Genomic DNA, 17,210 nt, shown 5'->3' with positions numbered 1-17,210 from the left:
CATGGCGCAGTTCTTTATTCGGCGACCGGTTTTCGCCTGGGTGATTGCGATCATCATCATGCTGTGTGGGCTGATGTCGATCAACTCGCTGCCCATTTCGCAATATCCTGACGTCTCCCCGCCACAGATATCCATCTCCGCCACCTATCCGGGCGCCGATGCCGAGACGCTGGAAAACAGCGTGACACAGGTCATCGAACAACAACTTACCGGGCTGGACGGGCTGCTTTACTTTTCAGCCACCAGCAGCTCCGACGGTTCCGTGAGCATTAACGTGACCTTCGACCAGGGTACCGATCCGGATATCGCGCAGGTGCAGGTGCAAAACAAGGTGCAGCAGGCGGAAAGCCGTTTGCCTACCGAGGTCACCGCGCAAGGGGTTACGGTCAAAAAATCTCAGAGCAGCTTCTTGCTGATCGTCGGTCTGTATGACGAAACCGACAAGGCCAGCATGGCGGACATTTCCGACTATCTGGTGAGCAACATTCAGGATCCGCTGTCGCGCATCGAAGGGGTTGGCGATGTGCAGGTATTCGGATCGGAATACGCCATGCGCATCTGGCTTGACCCGACCAAGCTGGCGTCCTTTTCACTGATGCCTTCCGACGTGTCAACGGCGATAGAAGCGCAAAACACCCAGGTTTCTGCCGGTAAGGTCGGCGACTTGCCGTCCGGTGCCGATCAGCAACTGACCGCCACGGTAAAGGCACAGTCTCGCCTGCAAACGCCGGAGCAGTTCCGCAACATCATTCTCAAGAGTGACAGCAGCGGCGCACTGGTGCGCCTGGGCGACGTGGCGCGGGTGGAATTGGGTAACGAGGATTACTCCTCCAGTGCCCGTTTGAATGGGCATCCAGCCTCAGGCATCGCGGTCAAACTGGCCGCCGGTGCCAATGCGCTCAATACCGCCAAGCTGGTCAAAGCCAAGGTGGCGGAATACCAGACTTCGATGCCCGACGGTTACAAGGTGGCCTACCCGAAAGACAGCACCGATTTTATTAATATCTCGATCGAAGAAGTGGTGAAAACGCTGATCGAAGCGGTGGTGTTGGTGGTGATCGTGATGTTTGTGTTCCTGCAAAACCTGCGTACTACGCTGATCCCGACCATTACCGTGCCGGTGGTACTGTTGGGCACCTTTGGCGTGCTCGCCGCCTTCGGCTATTCGATCAATACCCTGACGCTGTTTGGCATGGTGCTGGCGATCGGTCTATTGGTGGATGATGCCATTGTGGTGGTGGAAAACGTCGAGCGCGTGATGCGGGAAGAGAAGCTGCCGCCGCGTGAGGCGACGGAAAAATCGATGAAGGAGATCACCGGGGCTCTGGTCGGTATCGCCATGGTGCTGTCGGCGGTGTTCCTGCCGATGGCGTTCTTTGGCGGCTCCACCGGGGTTATCTACCGTCAGTTCTCCGTTACCATCGTGGCGTCGATGGTGCTGTCGGTGATCCTGGCGCTGACGCTGGCACCGGCATTGTGTGCCACTTTGCTCAAACCAGCTCATGACGATCTGACCGATAAGGGCCTGCTGGGTAAATTTAACCGTGGCTATAACCGTCTGCAGGAGAAATACGCCGATAAGGTCGCCCGGGTGATACACAGCCCAATGCGCTATCTGCTCCTGTATGGTCTGTTATTGATCGCCGCCGCCGTGATGTATATGCGGCTGCCGACCGGCTTCTTGCCCAATGAAGATCAGGGCGTGGTGATGGTGCAATACACCTTGCCTGCCGGCGCGACCGATGCCAGGACATCGGCGGTCAGCGACGCGGTAAAAGATTACTTCCTCACCGACGAGAAGGCCAACGTCAGCACCATTTTCACCATCAACGGTTTTGGTTTCAGCGGCAGCGGGCAAAACGCCGGTATGGCCTTCGTCAGTCTCAAGGACTGGAGCCAGCGGCCCGGCAGTGCCAACACCGCCGATGCCATTGCCAAACGCGCAATGGCGCACTTTGCCACTATTCGCGATGCCCAGGTGTTCTCGATGAGCCCACCGGCGATCGACGGTTTCGGCCAGTCCGACGGTTTCACCTTCGAACTGCAGGCTAAAGGGGCGACCACTCGTGCGGAGTTGCAAGTGATGCGTGACCAGATCATCGCCGCCGCCGGGAAAAACCCGAGTCTGAGCGCGGTGCGCGCCAACACCCTGCCGGATACGCCACAGCTGCAGGTAGACATCGACAACGACAAACTGCAGGCGCTGGGCCTGAGCGCCGGCGACGTCAGCAGTACGCTCACCAGCGCGTTCGGCAGCACCTACATCAACGACTTTATCGACCGTAACCGGGTGAAAAAGGTCTATATGCAGGGTGACGTCGAGTATCGGTCAAAGCCGGAGGATCTCGATAAGTGGTTTGTTCGCGGCACCTCCAGCAGCACGACCAGCATGACGCCGTTCTCTGCCTTTGCCTCTTCACATTGGATTTACGGGCCGGAAAACCTGTCGCGTTATAACGGACTGTCCTCGTTTGAAATCACCGGCGAGGGCGCGCCCGGTACCAGTTCAGGCACGGCAATGGACGAGATGGAAAAACTGGCATCACAGTTCTCTTCCGCCAGCAGCTTCTCCTGGAGCGGGTTGTCATATCAGGAACGCCTGACCAGCGGGCAGGCGGCATCGTTGTATGCCATTTCGTTGGTAGTGGTGTTCCTGTGCCTGGCGGCGCTGTATGAGAGCTGGTCAATCCCGTTTGCCGTGATGATGGTGGTGCCGATGGGCGTGGTGGGATCCCTGTTGGCCATCACGCTGCGCGGGCTGGAAAACGACATTTATTTCCAGGTGGCGCTATTAACCATCATCGGCCTGTCGGCCAAGAACGCCATTCTGATCGTTGAATTCGCCGAAGAAAATTACCAGCGCGGCGAAGCCTTGATCGCCGCCGCCGTTGAGGCTTCCCGTATGCGCCTGCGTCCTATTCTGATGACCTCTCTGGCATTCAGCGCCGGCGTATTGCCCTTGGCGGTTTCCAGCGGCGCCGGGGCCAACAGCCGGATCGCCATAGGTACCGGGATCATCGGCGGCACCATTACGGCGACATTACTGGCAATCTTCTTCGTTCCTTTGTTCTACGTATTGGTACGCCGGATGTTTTCACGCAAAACAACCTCCGCCAAACCAACAGAAAACACTGCGCCGCAGGCAGGAGAATAACGTGCTGCAACGTTTAATCACTTTGACCTTTCCGCTGGTGCTGGCGGGGTGTATCTCGCTGGATCCGGATTATCAACGCCCGCAGGCACCGGTGCCCTCAACGCTGCCGCAAGGGGCAGCTTATACTGCGCCCTCGGGTAAATTGTCATTAAGCTATCCGGACATCCCATGGCGTGACTATGTGGTCGATAGCCGGTTACGGCAGGTGGTGGAGATGGGGCTGAGCAGCAGTCGCGATTTGCGCGAGGCCATTGCCAACATCGAATCTGCCCGGGCGCTCTACGGTGAGCAACGTGCCGATCTGTTTCCTACCATCAATGCCGGAGTGGACGGCAGTCGTGGCCGGGCATTGACCGGTAATGGCAATGCCACGGCGATCAGCCAAAGTTACGAAGCGACGGCAAGCACCAGTTCTTTCGAGCTGGATCTGTTTGGCAAAAATCGCAGCCTGACTCGCGCTAAATTCGAGAGCTATTTGGCGGAGTCCGAAGCGGCGAAAAGTACCCGTTTGGCACTGATTGCCGACACCGTGACCGACTGGGTAAATGTGGCGGCCGCACGCAGCAATCTGGCCGCCGCCAAAGGCACCATGGAAAGTGCCAAACAGTCGTTGGCGGTAACGCGCAAGAATCAGCAAAACGGTATTTTGTCGATGGTTGACGTGGCGTCGGCCGAGACGGTCTATCAGCAGGCGCGTTCGGACGTGGCCAGCTACACCACCAGCGCGGCGCAGGCGAAAAACGCGCTGGATCTGGTGGTCGGGCAAAGCGTGCCGGAGAGCCTATTGCCTGATGGGATCGAAGCGTTGTCTGGCATCATGAAAGATATACCGGGCAATGTGTCGTCGCAGGTGCTGCTGAACCGTCCGGACGTGCTGGAGGCCGAGCATAACCTGAAGGCTGCCAATGCCAATATCGGTTCCGCCCGAGCGGCGTTCTTCCCGTCTATCAGCCTGACCGCCAGCGGCGGAGTGGGCAGTGGAGAACTGTCATCCCTGTTTAGTCAGGGGGCGGGCGTTTGGTCGTTCGCACCGAGCATCAGCCTGCCGATCTTTACCGGTGGCTATAATACGGCGCAGTTGAATTACACCAAGGCGCAGAAAGACCTCTACGTCGCCACCTATGAAAAAGCGGTGCAGACGGCATTCCAGGAAACGGCCGATGCGTTGGCACGCAAGGGCACAATTCAGGAACAGTTAGCGGCGCAAACCGGCTATGTGGCGGCCTCGCAGGAATATTATCGCCTGGCGGAGCTGCGCTACCGCCATGGCGTGGATACCTATCTGGTGATGTTGGACGCGCAGCGAACGCTATATACCGCCCAGCAGTCGCTGATTGCTGCTCGCCAAACCGAATATCAGAACCTGATTACTCTGTATAAAGTGCTGGGTGGGGGTATCGCGGCAGAAAAGCAGGGCGATGGCGTGGTTGCCAACAATAGATCTTTAACCCAATAAGATTTAGCCCAGGCAATAATTAAATAACGCAGTGTGATGATAGCGCGCTGCGTTTTTTTATATTCATTCTGTGGTGGAAGTGTAAAGAAAGGGAAAATGACCAGACGATGGAGAACTCGCCACAATCAGCAGGGTCTGAATAATATCGCATCATCCCCGCGGCCAAATATATTGAGGTTGAAATGGAAAGTGATATTCAGCAACAGGTCATTTCAGTGATTGATCGCTATAATTCGCCCAGCCTGCTTAAAAAGGGGGTTGCCGTTACTCTCAATACGGAAATAAACAAAGAGCTGCACCTCTCCTTGCCAATGTCGGAAACGCTGATGCGTGGCTATTTCGACGCCTTTCTCATCGACAGCAGCAATTACAATCATGAGCTGTATTTTCGTCAGGAGTCAAAGTCGGCGTTATTGTTCTCCTCATCAAATCGTCGCGCGAATCACTGGGATCTTGAAATGGAAAGGATCCGGCCATTGTATGTTTATATGCTGGTGCGATCCGCACGGGCCAAACGCTGGCTTTACGACATCCACTTTCTGATTGAACAATTAAAATGATATCGCGATATTCCCAATATTGGATGAGTTAACTCATCGCGCCGAATGCAGTTTCAGGCCCGCAAAGAAATTGTGGGCCTTTTAACGGAGTTATTGTGCCAGTAACTCGGCAAATTCCGCCAGCCATTGCGGATGCGCCGGCCAGGCTGGGGCGGTCACCAGATTGCCGTCAACATGGGCCTGATCGATACCGATATCCGCAAAGTGGCCACCGGCCAGCTGCACTTCCGGGGCGCAGGCCGGATAGGCGCTGCAGGTTCTGCCTTTCAACACCCCGGCGGCGGCCAACAGCTGCGGGCCGTGACACACCGCGGCGATGGGTTTGCGTGCGGCGTCAAAAGCCTGCACCAGCTTGATCACCTGCGGGTTCAGACGCAGATACTCGGGCGCTCTGCCGCCGGGGATCAACAGCGCGTCGTAGTCTTCTTCTTTTGCCGCGGCAAAGTCGGCATTCAGGGTGAAACGGTGGCCAGGTTTTTCACTGTAGGTCTGCGCGCCGTCGAAATCATGGATTGCCGTCATGATGTAATCCCCCTTGGCCTTGTCCGGGCAGACGGCATCCACCTGATGGCCAATCATCTGCAATGCCTGAAAGGGCACCATGGTTTCATAATCTTCAGCATAATCACCAACCAGCATCAGGATCTTTTTCTTGCTCATACGGGGATCTCCGGGAGGAATAATCCCTAATATATAGCCTACCGGTGTGTAGGACGCGAACCTGCTTCTGGCGTAGGTGCATCTATACTGATTTTACCGCCGGAGGCGGTTCAGGGAGATCAACCTCAATGAGGTGGCGCAGTATCTCAATTATCGACTCACCGGGCTTCCCGGTTTCTGCTCATGAGACCCCCATATGCTTAATTTGTCCACATTGCTTGAAGAGAGTGCGCGTACTTTTGCCGATCGTCTGGCGCTGGTTCAGGACGAATTCCAGCTTAGCTATGGCGAACTCGATCAGCTCGCCAATCAGGTTGCCCATCTGCTGAGGATTCGGGGCGTAAAACCGGGGGAGCGGGTGGCGTTGGCCTGCCCAAACCGTTGGGAGTTTCCGGCGATTTACTTCGGCATTCTCAAAGCGGGTGCGGTGGTGGTGCCGTTGAATATCTTGTTGAAGGCGGGGGAGTTTGAATACTACCTGCAGGATTCGCAGGCGGTGGCCTTCTTTTGTTTCGAAGGGGGCCATGGATTAACCTTGGGAGAAGAGGCAAAAATCGCGTTCGATGCCATGCAATCGTGCCGCGACTTTATTATTATCGGTGACAGCCTGCCGCTGAGCGGTGACCGCTTCAGCCAGGCCATTCGCCAGCAACCTACCGATTTTGACAGCGCCAGCACCCTAGAGTCCGACACCGCAGTGATCCTCTACACCAGCGGAACCACCGGCCGTGCCAAAGGGGCGGAGTTGACCCATTCCAACCTGGTGCTGAATGCGCTGGGTTCGGTGCAGTTATTCAATAGCTCGGTTGAACGCCCCGATCGCCATTTGGTAACGCTGCCGCTGTTCCATACTTTCGGCTCAACCGTCCAGATGAATGCCGGCTTCGCCTTGGGAGCAACGCTGGTGCTGGTGCCCCGTTTTGATGCAAAGCTGGCTATCTCGCTGATGCAAAAGCACGCCATCACTTTTTTCGCCGGCGTACCTACCATGTATTGGGCACTGCTGAATGCGCTGGACGACAGCGTAGATCTGTCGCTGTTGCGCAAAAATTTACGCATGGCGGTCTCCGGCGGGGCCAGTTTGCCGGTGCAAATCATTGAAGATTTTGCCCGTCGTTTCGGCGTTAACATTCTGGAGGGGTACGGGCTGTCGGAAACCAGCCCGGTCGCTACCTTCAATCACCCAGGACGCGTCAACAAAGTGGGATCTATCGGCCAACCGATCTGGGGCGTTGAAGTCCGGTTGGTTGATGTTACCGGCAAAACGATAACGGAGATCGATCAGGTCGGTGAGTTAGCGGTGCGCGGTCACAACGTGATGAAAGGTTATCTTAATCGCCCGGAGGCCACGGCCGAGGTTCTGGAAAACGGCTGGTTTAGAACCGGCGATCTGGCACGGTGCGACGCCGACGGTTTTTATTTTATTGTCGACAGGTCGAAAGACGTAATTATCCGGGGCGGGTTTAACGTTTATCCGCGTGAAGTGGAGGAACTGATGATTCGCCACCCTGCGGTTTCATTGGTGGCGGTGATCGGGGTGCCGCATCCATCGCTGGGAGAGGAAATTAAAGCGGTGGTGGTGTTGAAAGATCTGGACGAGGCGGTAACGGAAGAAGCCTTGATTACCTGGACCAAAGAGCAACTGGCGGCGTTTAAATACCCGCGTATCGTGGAGTTTGTCGAGCGGTTACCGATGACCAGCACCGGAAAGGTGTTGAAAAGGTTGCTGCGTTAGAAGGGGATATTTTGAAATGATCCCGGCCTGCAGTGCAAGCCGGGATGGATAACGCATTAACCTGGGTAAATGCCACGCTCTTTACGTGCGGTCAGGATACGCTCACAGGCGACGATATAGGCCGCGGTGCGCAGGCTGCATTTCTTCTCTTCGGACTTGTTCCAAACGTGAACCATAGCGTCGGTCATGATCTTGTCCATACGCTCGTTGATTTCGCTTTCGCTCCAGAAGTAGCTGGCCATGTCCTGCACCCACTCGAAGTAACTGACGGTCACGCCGCCGGCGTTACAGATAACGTCAGGCACTACGGTGATGTTGCGTGAACGCAGAACGTCGTCCGCATCTGGGTAGGTTGGGCCGTTTGCCCCTTCCAGTACCAGCTTGGCGCTGAGGATTTCTGCACGTTGACGGGTGATCTGACCTTCCAGGGCGGCTGGGATCAGGATGTCCATGTCGACGGACCAGAAAGCTTCGCTTTCGATTTCTTTAGCGCCAGGGAAGCCAGCGATCTGCTTGTTCTTGGCTTGCCATTCGGTCAATGCGTTCAGGTCGATGCCGTCTGGGTTGGACAGGGTCGCTGAGTGGTCCTGGATCACGACTACGCGTGCGCCGATGCCGACGAACAGACGAGCCGCTTCGCTGCCCACGTTACCAAAGCCCTGTACCGCCACTTTGGCACCTTCAAGCTGTACGCCCAAACGTTTGGCCACTTCACAACCGGTCACGAACACGCCACGGCCGGTCGCTTTTTCACGGCCCAGAGAGCCGCCCAGGTGGATAGGCTTACCGGTGACAACGCCGGTGATGGTAGTGCCGTGGTTCATGGAGTAGGTATCCATCATCCAGGCCATCACTTTAGAGTTGGTGCCGACGTCCGGTGCGGGAATATCTTTCTGTGGCCCGATGATAAAGCCGATTTCGCTGGTGTAGCGGCGGGTCAATCTTTCCAGCTCGCCTTCAGACAGTTTGAAAGGATCGACGCGGATCCCCCCTTGGCGCCACCGTAAGGCAGGTTGACTGCCGCACATTTGATGGTCATCCAGGCTGACAGCGCCATAACCTCATCGAGATCAACATCTGGGTGGTAACGGATGCCGCCTTTACCCGGGCCGCGCGACAGGTTGTGCTGAACGCGGAAACCTTCGAAGTGGCGGATTGAACCGTCGTCCATCTGCAGAGGAATATCAACGATCAGCGCACGCTTAGGGTGACGCAGGGTATCAACCCAACGCGACAGCTCACCGAGATAAGGTGCAACGCGGTCGATTTGTTGCAGATAGGTGGCCCAGGCCGTTGTGCTGCTTTCTGAAGCGTAGGATAGCTTTTCCATAACCAACCTTTTTATATATAGGTATTTATTTTGTTTAACCGTGGATTACTAAGTGCATAACACTTTTGCGACGCTAAATTTACCATTAAAAACGCGGCTTGTTAGCCCCCACTCATCGGGCCACAGGCCGCTTTCAAGCCGGTTTGGCGGCGTAAAAATGAATAGTTAATTACTTTTGTACGGTGGTTGCGGGAGCTACTCATGGTTTATGCATAAAAAATGCATAAAACCCGTTTTTATCTATTTTTCAGAAGCTTGAATGTGATCAAAAAGTTTCATTTTATTTAAGTGTCGTGTTGACAATGCCGTTTCCTGACGCCAGAGTTAAATTCATGTTAAATCGACGTTGTCAGCGTTTTATTCTTGAACAAAAATAATCATAACCGACTGATAATAAATGAATCACCCTCCACGCTCATGCTTCGCATGCTAAATGTGGGCTAGCGCGCAGCTCGAACAGCCGTTTTCTGATGCGTACATTTTTTAACTTCCCTTTAACAAGGGGACGGTATCGTTTTGCCTGAATTTTTTTGCCGGTACAACGCGCAATGCGTTTCACTCCTGCAGCAGCGGCTGTCCGCTGCTTAATCGCCTTAATGACGGACAGGTAACACCATGACAAAAAGTAAGCAACATCGGTTGAAGGCTTCTTCAACCGAGGGGCACGACTGCGCCCAAACATTGCAACGCGGACTCAGCGAGCGCCATATTCAACTGATTTCCATCGGCGGCGCCATTGGGACTGGCTTATTTATGGGATCGGGTAAAACCATCGCGCTTTCCGGCACCTCTATTGTGTTGACCTATGTGATTGTCGGCTTCTTTATGTTTATGGTGATGCGAGCGATGGGGGAGCTGTTGCTGACCAAGCTCGGCTACCGCTCGTTTGCCGATTTCGTTTCCGAATACCTGGGGCCGAAAGCCAGCTTCTTTCTGGGGTGGTCCTATTGGCTGAGCTGGGTGGTGACGTGCATTGCCGACGTGGTGGTCTGCGGCGGCTACATACAGTACTGGTACCCCGAGGTTTCGCCCTGGCTACCGGCTTTACTGACCTTAGGGCTGTTGTGCCTGTTCAATATGCTGTCGGTGAAGATGTTTGGCGAAGCGGAGTTTTGGTTTGCCATCATCAAGGTGATCGCCATTATCGCGCTGATCGTCACCGGGGCCTGGATGGTGTTTATTGGCTGGACTTCGCCGGACGGGGTTAAAGCCTCGGTGAACAACATCACCGATCCTGCTATTTTCATGCCGCACGGCATTCTTGGTTTCTTTGCCGGCTTCCAGATCGCCATCTTTTCCTGCACCGGTATTGAGCTGTTGGGCACCATGTCGGCTGAAACCAAGGATCCACACAAGGTACTGCCGAAGGCGATTAACGTTATCCCGGTGCGGATCATCATCTTTTATGTGTTTTCCATGCTGGCGATCATCGCCGTAACCTCATGGAGCCATATTTCACCGGACAGCAGCCCGTTTGTGATGCTGTTCGATCAGGCGGGATTGCCCGCTGCCGCTGCGGTCATCAACTTTGTGGCGCTGACTTCGGCGATGTCCTCAGCCAACAGTGGCGTCTATTCCAGTACCCGTATGCTGTATGGCTTGTCGATGGAGAAGCATGCCCATGGGCAGTTCAAGATACTTTCGCGCACTACCGCCATTCCGATCCGCAGCCTGATGTTCTCGTGCTTTTGCATGGTAGTGGGGACGATGTTGCTGATCCTGATGCCGAACGTCATGACGCTATTTACTATCGTGTCTACCGTGGCGGCGATACTGGTGGTTTACAGCTGGGGCATGATCCTGGCGGCCTATCTGGTTTACCGCAAACAGCGGCCCGACCTGCATGCACGTTCGCTGTTCAAAATGCCGGGTGGGGTGATAATGACCTGGCTGACATTGGCGTTCTTTGCCTTCACGTTGGTGCTGATGATCTTTGATCGCGATACCCTGATAGCGTTGTGCAGCATGCCGCTGTGGTTTATCACCCTGGCAATCGTTTGGCGCTTTAGAATCAAAGACAGCGTGGCTCAGGAAGGCTATGTGTTTTACCAAAGCCATCGCGAGGCGGAATAAGCCAGTCTCGGGAGGGCGGTTAGCCGTTCTCCCGCTCGGCATTGCGGGGCAACTGAGGTATGCTAAGCGGCTGACCCAATGATGAAAACTGGCCAATATCATCATGCCTTATCGCTATGGAGTAACAGCAGAGTGCTGAAAACCACGTCCCAATTAGAATTATTGCAGTCGGTTGCCGACGGCATTGCAGCGCTGTTTTTTCCCAATGTGGAAGTGGTGATACACGATCTCTCTACCAATAAGGTGGCGTACCTCGCCAATAATCTGTCGAAACGCAAACCGGGTGACGATGCCGGTTTGGAGGATTTTGACATCGACAGCGAAGGTCAGGTGACCGGGCCGTACGAGAAACTCAACTGGGACGGCAAGAAAATGCGTTCGGTGAGCATTGCCGCGAAAGACGAGCAGGGCGTTCCCCGCTACCTGCTGTGCATTAATTTGAGCACCGCGACATTTGAAGACGCCAGAAATGCGCTGGATATGTTCCTGTCGGTCACCCGTTTGCAGCCTCAGCCACAGCAGTTATTCAAAGACGACTGGCAGGAGAAGATCAATACCTTCCTGCACGAGTGGATCCGCCAGCAAAACGCTTCATTGGGTTCTTTGACCCGTGAACAGAAAAAGCAGTTGGTGATTGACCTGTATAACGAAGGGGCGTTTAAAGCCAAAAGCGCCGCCGACTATATCGCCAACGTGTTATCCCTCGGCCGCGCCACGGTTTACAAATACCTGAAAGAGTTAAAAAAGGGCGAGAGCGCCTAAAAAACCTGAGCGTGCCTGATGACGGGCCGCTGTCCTGTAAGACTCATGCCCCTTTGCACTGCTGAATAACTCTGATATGGTTGCACTATACAACTATATCAGAGTGCCGATCATGTCAATCACCCAACCAAGTCCGTATTTACACCCGATCAGGGATGCGTCGCGCCATTTGGTGCGTGAGCTCGGCTTTATGGGCAATACCCTGGCAGGAACCGAACTGCCGCCATCGGCGGTGCATGCGTTGATTGAAATAGGCGATCGCCAGGTTGATACCGCCGCCGAGCTTTGCAACGTACTTAACCTGGAGAAATCCAGCGTCAGCCGCATGTTGAACAAGCTGATCAAAGCCGGGGAGTTGGAAACGCAGGCCAGCCCGCGAGATGCCAGAGAGAAGATCCTGCGGCTGACGGCGCAAGGACGAGACACCCTGGCGGGCATCAATCGTTTTGCCGATCGCCAGGTGCTTACCGCGCTGGAGCAGTTGCCGGCAGACGCCAGCGTCAGCATCGCCAATGGGCTGCAGAGCTATGCCACAGCGTTGCGAGCACATCGCCTGGGAGAAACGCCGGTTGCTGCAGCGCCCATCGAGATTGTCAGCGGCTATTTGCCGGGGTTTACTGCCAGAACGCTGGAAATGCACATGCAATACTATTCCCGCACCGTGGGTTTCGGCGCCTTCTTCGAAGCTACGGTGGGCGCGGCATTGGCCGATCTGGCCGGGCGTTTGTCGAATCCATTAAACCAGACCTGGTCCGCGCTGAAGGGCGATCGCATTGTCGGCTCTGTTTCGATTGATGGCGAAAGCTTGGGGGACAACCGTGCTCACTTGCGCGCATTTATTATCGATGACAGCCTGCGTGGCAGAGGTATTGGCCGCCAGTTGCTGAACCGGGCGGTCAGTTTTTGCGATGAGCATGCCTTTGACGAAACCCATCTGTGGACCTTCAAAGGGCTGGATGCGGCCCGGCATCTTTATGAAAGCGTCGGTTTCGTGCTTGCAGAAGAGCAGCCGGGCACACAGTGGGGGCAATTGATGACCGAACAGCTATTTATTCGCCGCCCAGTTGCCCCAAATTGACATACTGGGTCTCGAGATACTCCTCGAGCCCCACATCCGCGCCCTCACGGCCCAGGCCAGACTCTTTGACACCGCCAAAGGGCGCCACTTCAGTCGAGATAATGCCCTCATTGATGCCCACCATACCGCTTTCCAACTGGCGCGTGACACGGAATGCACGCGCCAGATCGCGAGTGTAGAGGTAGGCGGCCAATCCGAAAGGCGTGTCGTTAGCCCGGCGAATCACTTCCTCTTCGGTATGGAAACGGAAGCAGGCTGCCAGCGGCCCGAAAGTTTCTTCATGCGCCAACCGCATCTGTTCATTAGCGTCGGCCAATACCGTGGGTTGGAAGAAGGTTCCTCCGAGCGGATGGCGCTCGCCCCCGCACATCAGCCGCGCCCCCTGGCTTAACGCATCCTGCAGGTGAGCCTCCACTTTTTCTACCGCTTTCAGATGGATTAACGGCCCTTGCTGGGCTCCGGGCGTCATGCCGGGGGCCACTTTCAACGCCCGGGTGGCCTCGGTCAATAACTGGATAAAACGATCGTAAACGCCGTCCTGAATATAGAAGCGGTTCACGCACACGCAGGTTTGGCCACTGTTGCGGAATTTAGCCGCCATCGCACCCGCCACTGCCGCAGTCAGGTCGGCATCGTCAAACACGATAAAAGGGGCGTTCCCCCCAGTTCCAGCGACAGTTTTTTCACCGTATCCGCCGCCTGACGCATCAGCAGTTTCCCCACTGGGGTCGAGCCGGTAAAGGAGACCTTGCGCACCTGTGAACTGGCCATCAGTGAGGTGCCAATCGCCGGGGTGTCGCCGGAGACGGCGTTAATCACTCCGGGGGGAACGCCGGCCTGTTCCGCCAGCACGATCAGCGCAAAGGCGGAAAGCGGGGTCTCATTGGCCGGTTTGATCACGGCGGTACACCCGGCCGCCAGCGCAGGGCCGAGCTTGCGCGTCAGCATTGCCAATGGGAAATTCCACGGCGTGATGGCGGCAATGACGCCAACCGGCTGTTTGAAGGTCAGGATTTGGTTGCCGGCTTGGGTGGCAGGAATGGTGTGACCGCAGGCGCGCTTGGCCTGCTCGGCAAACCATTCAATAAAGCTGGCGGCATAGACCACTTCGCCCAGGGCTTCGCTCAATACCTTGCCTTGTTCTGCCACCATCAGTTCCGCCAACGGGGCCTGATGCGCCACGATCAGTTGAAACCAGCGCTGCAGGATCTGCGATCGCGCTTTTGCCGGCAAGGCGCGCCAGGCGGGTAGCGCGGCTGAGGCTGCCGCAATTGCCGCTTCGGTTTCTGCGGCACCCGCAAAGGCGACATCGGCCAGCGTTTCGCCGCTGGCGGGGTTGTTTACGGGATAGCGCCTTGGTGCGCTGCGCCATTGGCCGTCGCAATACCAGCCGTTGCGTAACAGGGAGGAATAGGAGGTCATGCAATGTTCCTTGTGTCGGTATTGTCCAGGGTAAACAGGCCGCGGGTTGGGCGGCTCTCACGTGCAATGCGTTTGCCTGCGGTGTAATCGTTAATCACATCGCAGGGGGTGTAGTGGCGTTCCAGCTCATAACGTTCATCTTCGCTAAGCGGGGTTGATAAGGCACTGACAGCGCTGTCTATCTGTTGCACCGTGTCGGCGCCGACCAGCATGCAGTCCACTCCCGGGTGACCCAGCACCCAGGCCTGAGCAATTTGCGCCGGCGGAAGACCGCGCAGCGTCGCCACCTGGCTGACGGAGTGTGCGACATTGCGCGAAGCCGCATCGGCATACATCTCCTGAGTGAAGAAATCCGTTTGGTTTCGCACCGAGTTGAAATCGCAACTGAGCAAACCGCGCGCCAGCGGGCTGAACACCGAAATGCCCAAACCTTGATCGCGGCACAAGGGGATCATCTCGCGCTCTTCTTCGCGGTAGGCGCAGTTGAGCTGCAATTGCATGTTGATGGGTTTGACGAACCCCTGCCGCTCGCACATCCACAGGATTTTCGCCAATTGCCAGGCATACATGGTTGAGACGCCGACATACCGCGCTTTGCCTGAACGGACGATATCGTTCATCGCCGACCAGGTTTCTTCGATGGGGGTGTTCACGTCAAAGTAGTGCAGCATGTAAATATCGACATAATCGGTGCCCAGGCGACGCAGGCTGGCGTCAATACTGGTCATGATGTGCTTGCGGGAATGCCCCTGATTATTGGTGCCGCCGCCAAGCGGGTACCCGACCTTGGTGGTCAACACCAGCTCGTCGCGCTGAGCCACGCGCGCAATGATGCGGCCAACCACTTCCTCGCCTGCGCCGCTGGAGTAAAAATCCGCCAGATCAATGAAGTTGATCCCGCATTCGAGCGCGTGGCGTATCAGCGGCTCGCTTTGCTGTTCGTCAAAAATCCAGGGTTTCCACTGTTTGCTGCCCATGTTCATGGTGCCGAGACACAAGCGGGAAACTTTCAGTCCGCACTGACCAAGATTGATGTAATCCATGGCGTTCTCCTCAGGCACGCGGGGTATAAAAGGGATTCGCCAGCTGCGGCAGAGCCTGGGCGAGCTGGCTGCGGTTGGGCAACTGATTCATCGCCGAATGGATCGCCTGGCTACAGGCGCGATAGTTATTCCGATACACCTCGTCGAGATCATCACAGGCCGGATTCACCCAGTTGGCGGTCACGATGCACCACTGGTCTTCGGCCTCTGGCGGCAAGATCCCCTCCAGCAGGGCTTCAGCTACCGCTTTGGCGATGGCCGCCTGGGAGGCGCCCCAGGTGGCATTGCCATGCAGTTCGCCGCTGATTTCGGCCTTGTTGACGTACAGCGTCATAGGCTTGGTCGGCACATTGGGCTTCACCACCACCATAAAGGGGCAGTGCCCCTGGCTGGGGGAGGCCAGACTGGATGCGAACGCCTGACCTACCGCGCCATGACGCGGGCCGATCAAAATATTGATGTGCGAGGCGTTTACGCCGTTACCCTCAAACCCTTCACCGATATACATTTCCACGTCATTGCTCCTGTTTTCAGTCAGATGGTGTTATTTAATCGATGCGGCCAACGCATTGTCTGCGCGCTGCGCCGGATCCTGGCTGGCGTCCACCAGGGTTAATCCTTTGGTTTCTGGCGCCCAGGCGATGGAGACCAGCGCGCCGATAATCAAGATCACGGCCAGAATGCCGGTGGTGGCGGGCATGCCGTAGTGGACAATCGCCAGTGGCAACAGACCGGTGCCGATGGCAGAACCCAAGCGGCTCATTGACGTGGCGAACCCGACGCCCATTGAGCGGACTTCCGTAGGGAAACTTTCCGCGGGAAAAACGCCGACCAGGTTGCTGACCGCCGACATCACCAGCGTGAAAGCCGCAAACAGTGCGATCAGCCACGCCGACTGGCTGACGGGGATCAGGCTAAGCAACACTAAGCACGCCGCGAGGAACACAAAGGAACCGATCAGGAAGCCACGTCGGGAACAGAACATCGTCAGCAAAATGCCGAGTAGTGCACCGACGATCAGCAGACCGTTGAGCAACAAGTCGGTGGCAAAATTTTGATCCAGGCCCATGACCTGCAGAATGGACGGCAAGAAGGTATAAATCGCGAAATAGGGGATCACCAGACAGACGAAAAACAGGCTGTTGAACGCGGTGCGCCGACGATATACCGGGCCAAACAGCGACAAAAAACGCTGTTTACTGAGGGTGGGGGCCTCATCGACCAGCATGACGTTAGGGCCAAAATAGCGGTGTACGATGGCCATGGCCTGCTCGCGACGCCCTTTTCCCATCAGCCAGCGGGGAGATTCCGGCGTGCCTATCCGCATGAGCAGGATGATGACGGCCGGCACGGCGGAAGAAGAGAGCAGCCAACGCCAGGCATCCGGTCCCATCGCCGTCAGGAAGTGACCGGCAAACCCGGCGGCTACGTAGCCAAAAGTCCAAATCACGCTGAAAGATCCCAGCAGTACGCCACGGTGTTTACGGGGAGAAAATTCGGCCAGCATGGTGTGGCCCACGGAGAAGTCGCCGCCTAATCCGACACCGACCAGCACCCGCAGCAAGAAGAGTTGTTCCGGCGTGGTGGCGAAGAATTGCAGCGCCGAGGCCAGGGTGATCACCACAAAGCTAAAGCAGAATATTTTTTGCCGGCCGATGTAGTCGGCCACCCAGCCGAGCAGCAAACTGCCGATAAACAGGCCGATCAGCGCTGAACTGCCCAACATGCCTTCCCAAAAGGCGGAGATCCCCATTTGCGGTTTGATTTGCGCCAGGGCGAAACCTATGACGCCCAGTACATAGCCGTCGGTGAAGTGGGCGCCGAAAGTCAGCCCGGCGATTTTGAGATGGAATCGGTTTAACGGTACGTCATCCATACGTATTTGTTGTGATGTCAGATGTTGCATTGCCCTGTCCTCCAGTTGGAGTGGTGTGGGG

General features: G+C 56.1%; 11 protein-coding genes and 2 pseudogenes. 7 read left to right on the top strand and 6 right to left on the bottom strand.

The annotated features are described in order from the left end of the window. Nucleotide 1: 1 nt before the first annotated feature. The 3 genes from EBA31_RS13005 (at nt 2) to EBA31_RS12995 (ending at nt 5,170) form a co-directional block, all read left to right on the top strand. Nucleotides 2-3,154, top strand: a complete 3,153-nt coding sequence (locus tag EBA31_RS13005) for an efflux RND transporter permease subunit (RefSeq protein ID WP_122079387.1) — start codon at nt 2-4, stop codon at nt 3,152-3,154. A 1-nt stretch (nt 3,155) separates the two neighbouring features. Then, nucleotides 3,156-4,610, top strand: a complete 1,455-nt coding sequence (locus tag EBA31_RS13000; protein WP_122079386.1) for an efflux transporter outer membrane subunit — start codon at nt 3,156-3,158, stop codon at nt 4,608-4,610. A 182-nt stretch (nt 4,611-4,792) separates the two neighbouring features. Next, nucleotides 4,793-5,170, top strand: coding sequence for a DUF1493 family protein (locus tag EBA31_RS12995; RefSeq protein ID WP_020826946.1), 378 nt, complete (start codon nt 4,793-4,795; stop codon nt 5,168-5,170). A 90-nt stretch (nt 5,171-5,260) separates the two neighbouring features. Here EBA31_RS12995 and EBA31_RS12990 read toward each other — a convergent pair whose 3' ends face one another. Beyond that, nucleotides 5,261-5,830: a DJ-1/PfpI family protein gene (locus tag EBA31_RS12990; protein ID WP_122079385.1), complete on the bottom strand. Its 570-nt coding sequence runs from the start codon at nt 5,828-5,830 to the stop codon at nt 5,261-5,263. 196 nt (nt 5,831-6,026) lie between these two features. Here EBA31_RS12990 and EBA31_RS12985 point away from each other — a divergent pair, with 196 nt between their 5' ends. Continuing rightward, complete coding sequence (locus EBA31_RS12985; RefSeq protein WP_122079384.1) at nt 6,027-7,565, top strand: long-chain fatty acid--CoA ligase; 1,539 nt, start codon at nt 6,027-6,029, stop codon at nt 7,563-7,565. 56 nt (nt 7,566-7,621) lie between these two features. On the opposite strand, the pseudogene EBA31_RS12980 reads toward EBA31_RS12985, so the two are convergent. After that, nucleotides 7,622-8,895, bottom strand: a pseudogene (locus EBA31_RS12980) (Glu/Leu/Phe/Val dehydrogenase). 615 nt (nt 8,896-9,510) lie between these two features. Between EBA31_RS12980 and EBA31_RS12975 the strand changes: the two are divergent. From EBA31_RS12975 to EBA31_RS12965, 3 genes are all read left to right on the top strand, one after another. Beyond that, entirely contained in the window at nt 9,511-10,968 is a 1,458-nt protein-coding gene (locus tag EBA31_RS12975) for an amino acid permease (RefSeq protein ID WP_122079383.1), read from the top strand. Nucleotides 10,969-11,100: 132 nt separating this feature from the next. After that, complete coding sequence (locus EBA31_RS12970) at nt 11,101-11,730, top strand: transcriptional regulator (protein ID WP_122079382.1); 630 nt, start codon at nt 11,101-11,103, stop codon at nt 11,728-11,730. Nucleotides 11,731-11,842: 112 nt separating this feature from the next. Next, complete coding sequence (locus EBA31_RS12965) at nt 11,843-12,808, top strand: helix-turn-helix domain-containing GNAT family N-acetyltransferase (protein WP_122080624.1); 966 nt, start codon at nt 11,843-11,845, stop codon at nt 12,806-12,808. On the opposite strand, the pseudogene EBA31_RS12960 reads toward EBA31_RS12965, so the two are convergent. The 4 genes and pseudogenes from EBA31_RS12960 to EBA31_RS12945 all read right to left on the bottom strand — a co-directional run bounded on the left by EBA31_RS12960 (nt 12,780) and on the right by EBA31_RS12945 (nt 17,179). Beyond that, nucleotides 12,780-14,230, bottom strand: a pseudogene (locus EBA31_RS12960) (NAD-dependent succinate-semialdehyde dehydrogenase). The gene EBA31_RS12965 and the pseudogene EBA31_RS12960 overlap by 29 nt on opposite strands. Continuing rightward, nucleotides 14,227-15,273, bottom strand: coding sequence for an aldo/keto reductase (locus tag EBA31_RS12955; protein ID WP_122079381.1), 1,047 nt, complete (start codon nt 15,271-15,273; stop codon nt 14,227-14,229). Before EBA31_RS12955 ends, EBA31_RS12960 begins: the two are co-directional and overlap by 4 nt. A gap of 10 nt (nt 15,274-15,283) precedes the next feature. Then, a complete protein-coding gene (gene fae / locus EBA31_RS12950; RefSeq protein WP_122079380.1) occupies nt 15,284-15,787 on the bottom strand; it encodes a formaldehyde-activating enzyme in 504 nt (167 codons plus the stop codon). A gap of 30 nt (nt 15,788-15,817) precedes the next feature. Next, on the bottom strand, nt 15,818-17,179 hold the full coding sequence (locus EBA31_RS12945) for an MFS transporter (RefSeq protein WP_046373520.1): 1,362 nt from the start codon (nt 17,177-17,179) through the stop codon (nt 15,818-15,820). Nucleotides 17,180-17,210 lie beyond the last annotated feature (31 nt).

Origin of the sequence: Serratia sp. P2ACOL2 (assembly GCF_003691565.1) — a bacterium.
In the GTDB taxonomy this organism is placed as follows: Bacteria; Pseudomonadota; Gammaproteobacteria; order Enterobacterales; family Enterobacteriaceae; genus Serratia; species Serratia liquefaciens.
The sequence above is the reverse complement of the archived record's forward strand: the minus strand, read 5'-3'. Positions and strand labels throughout refer to the sequence as shown.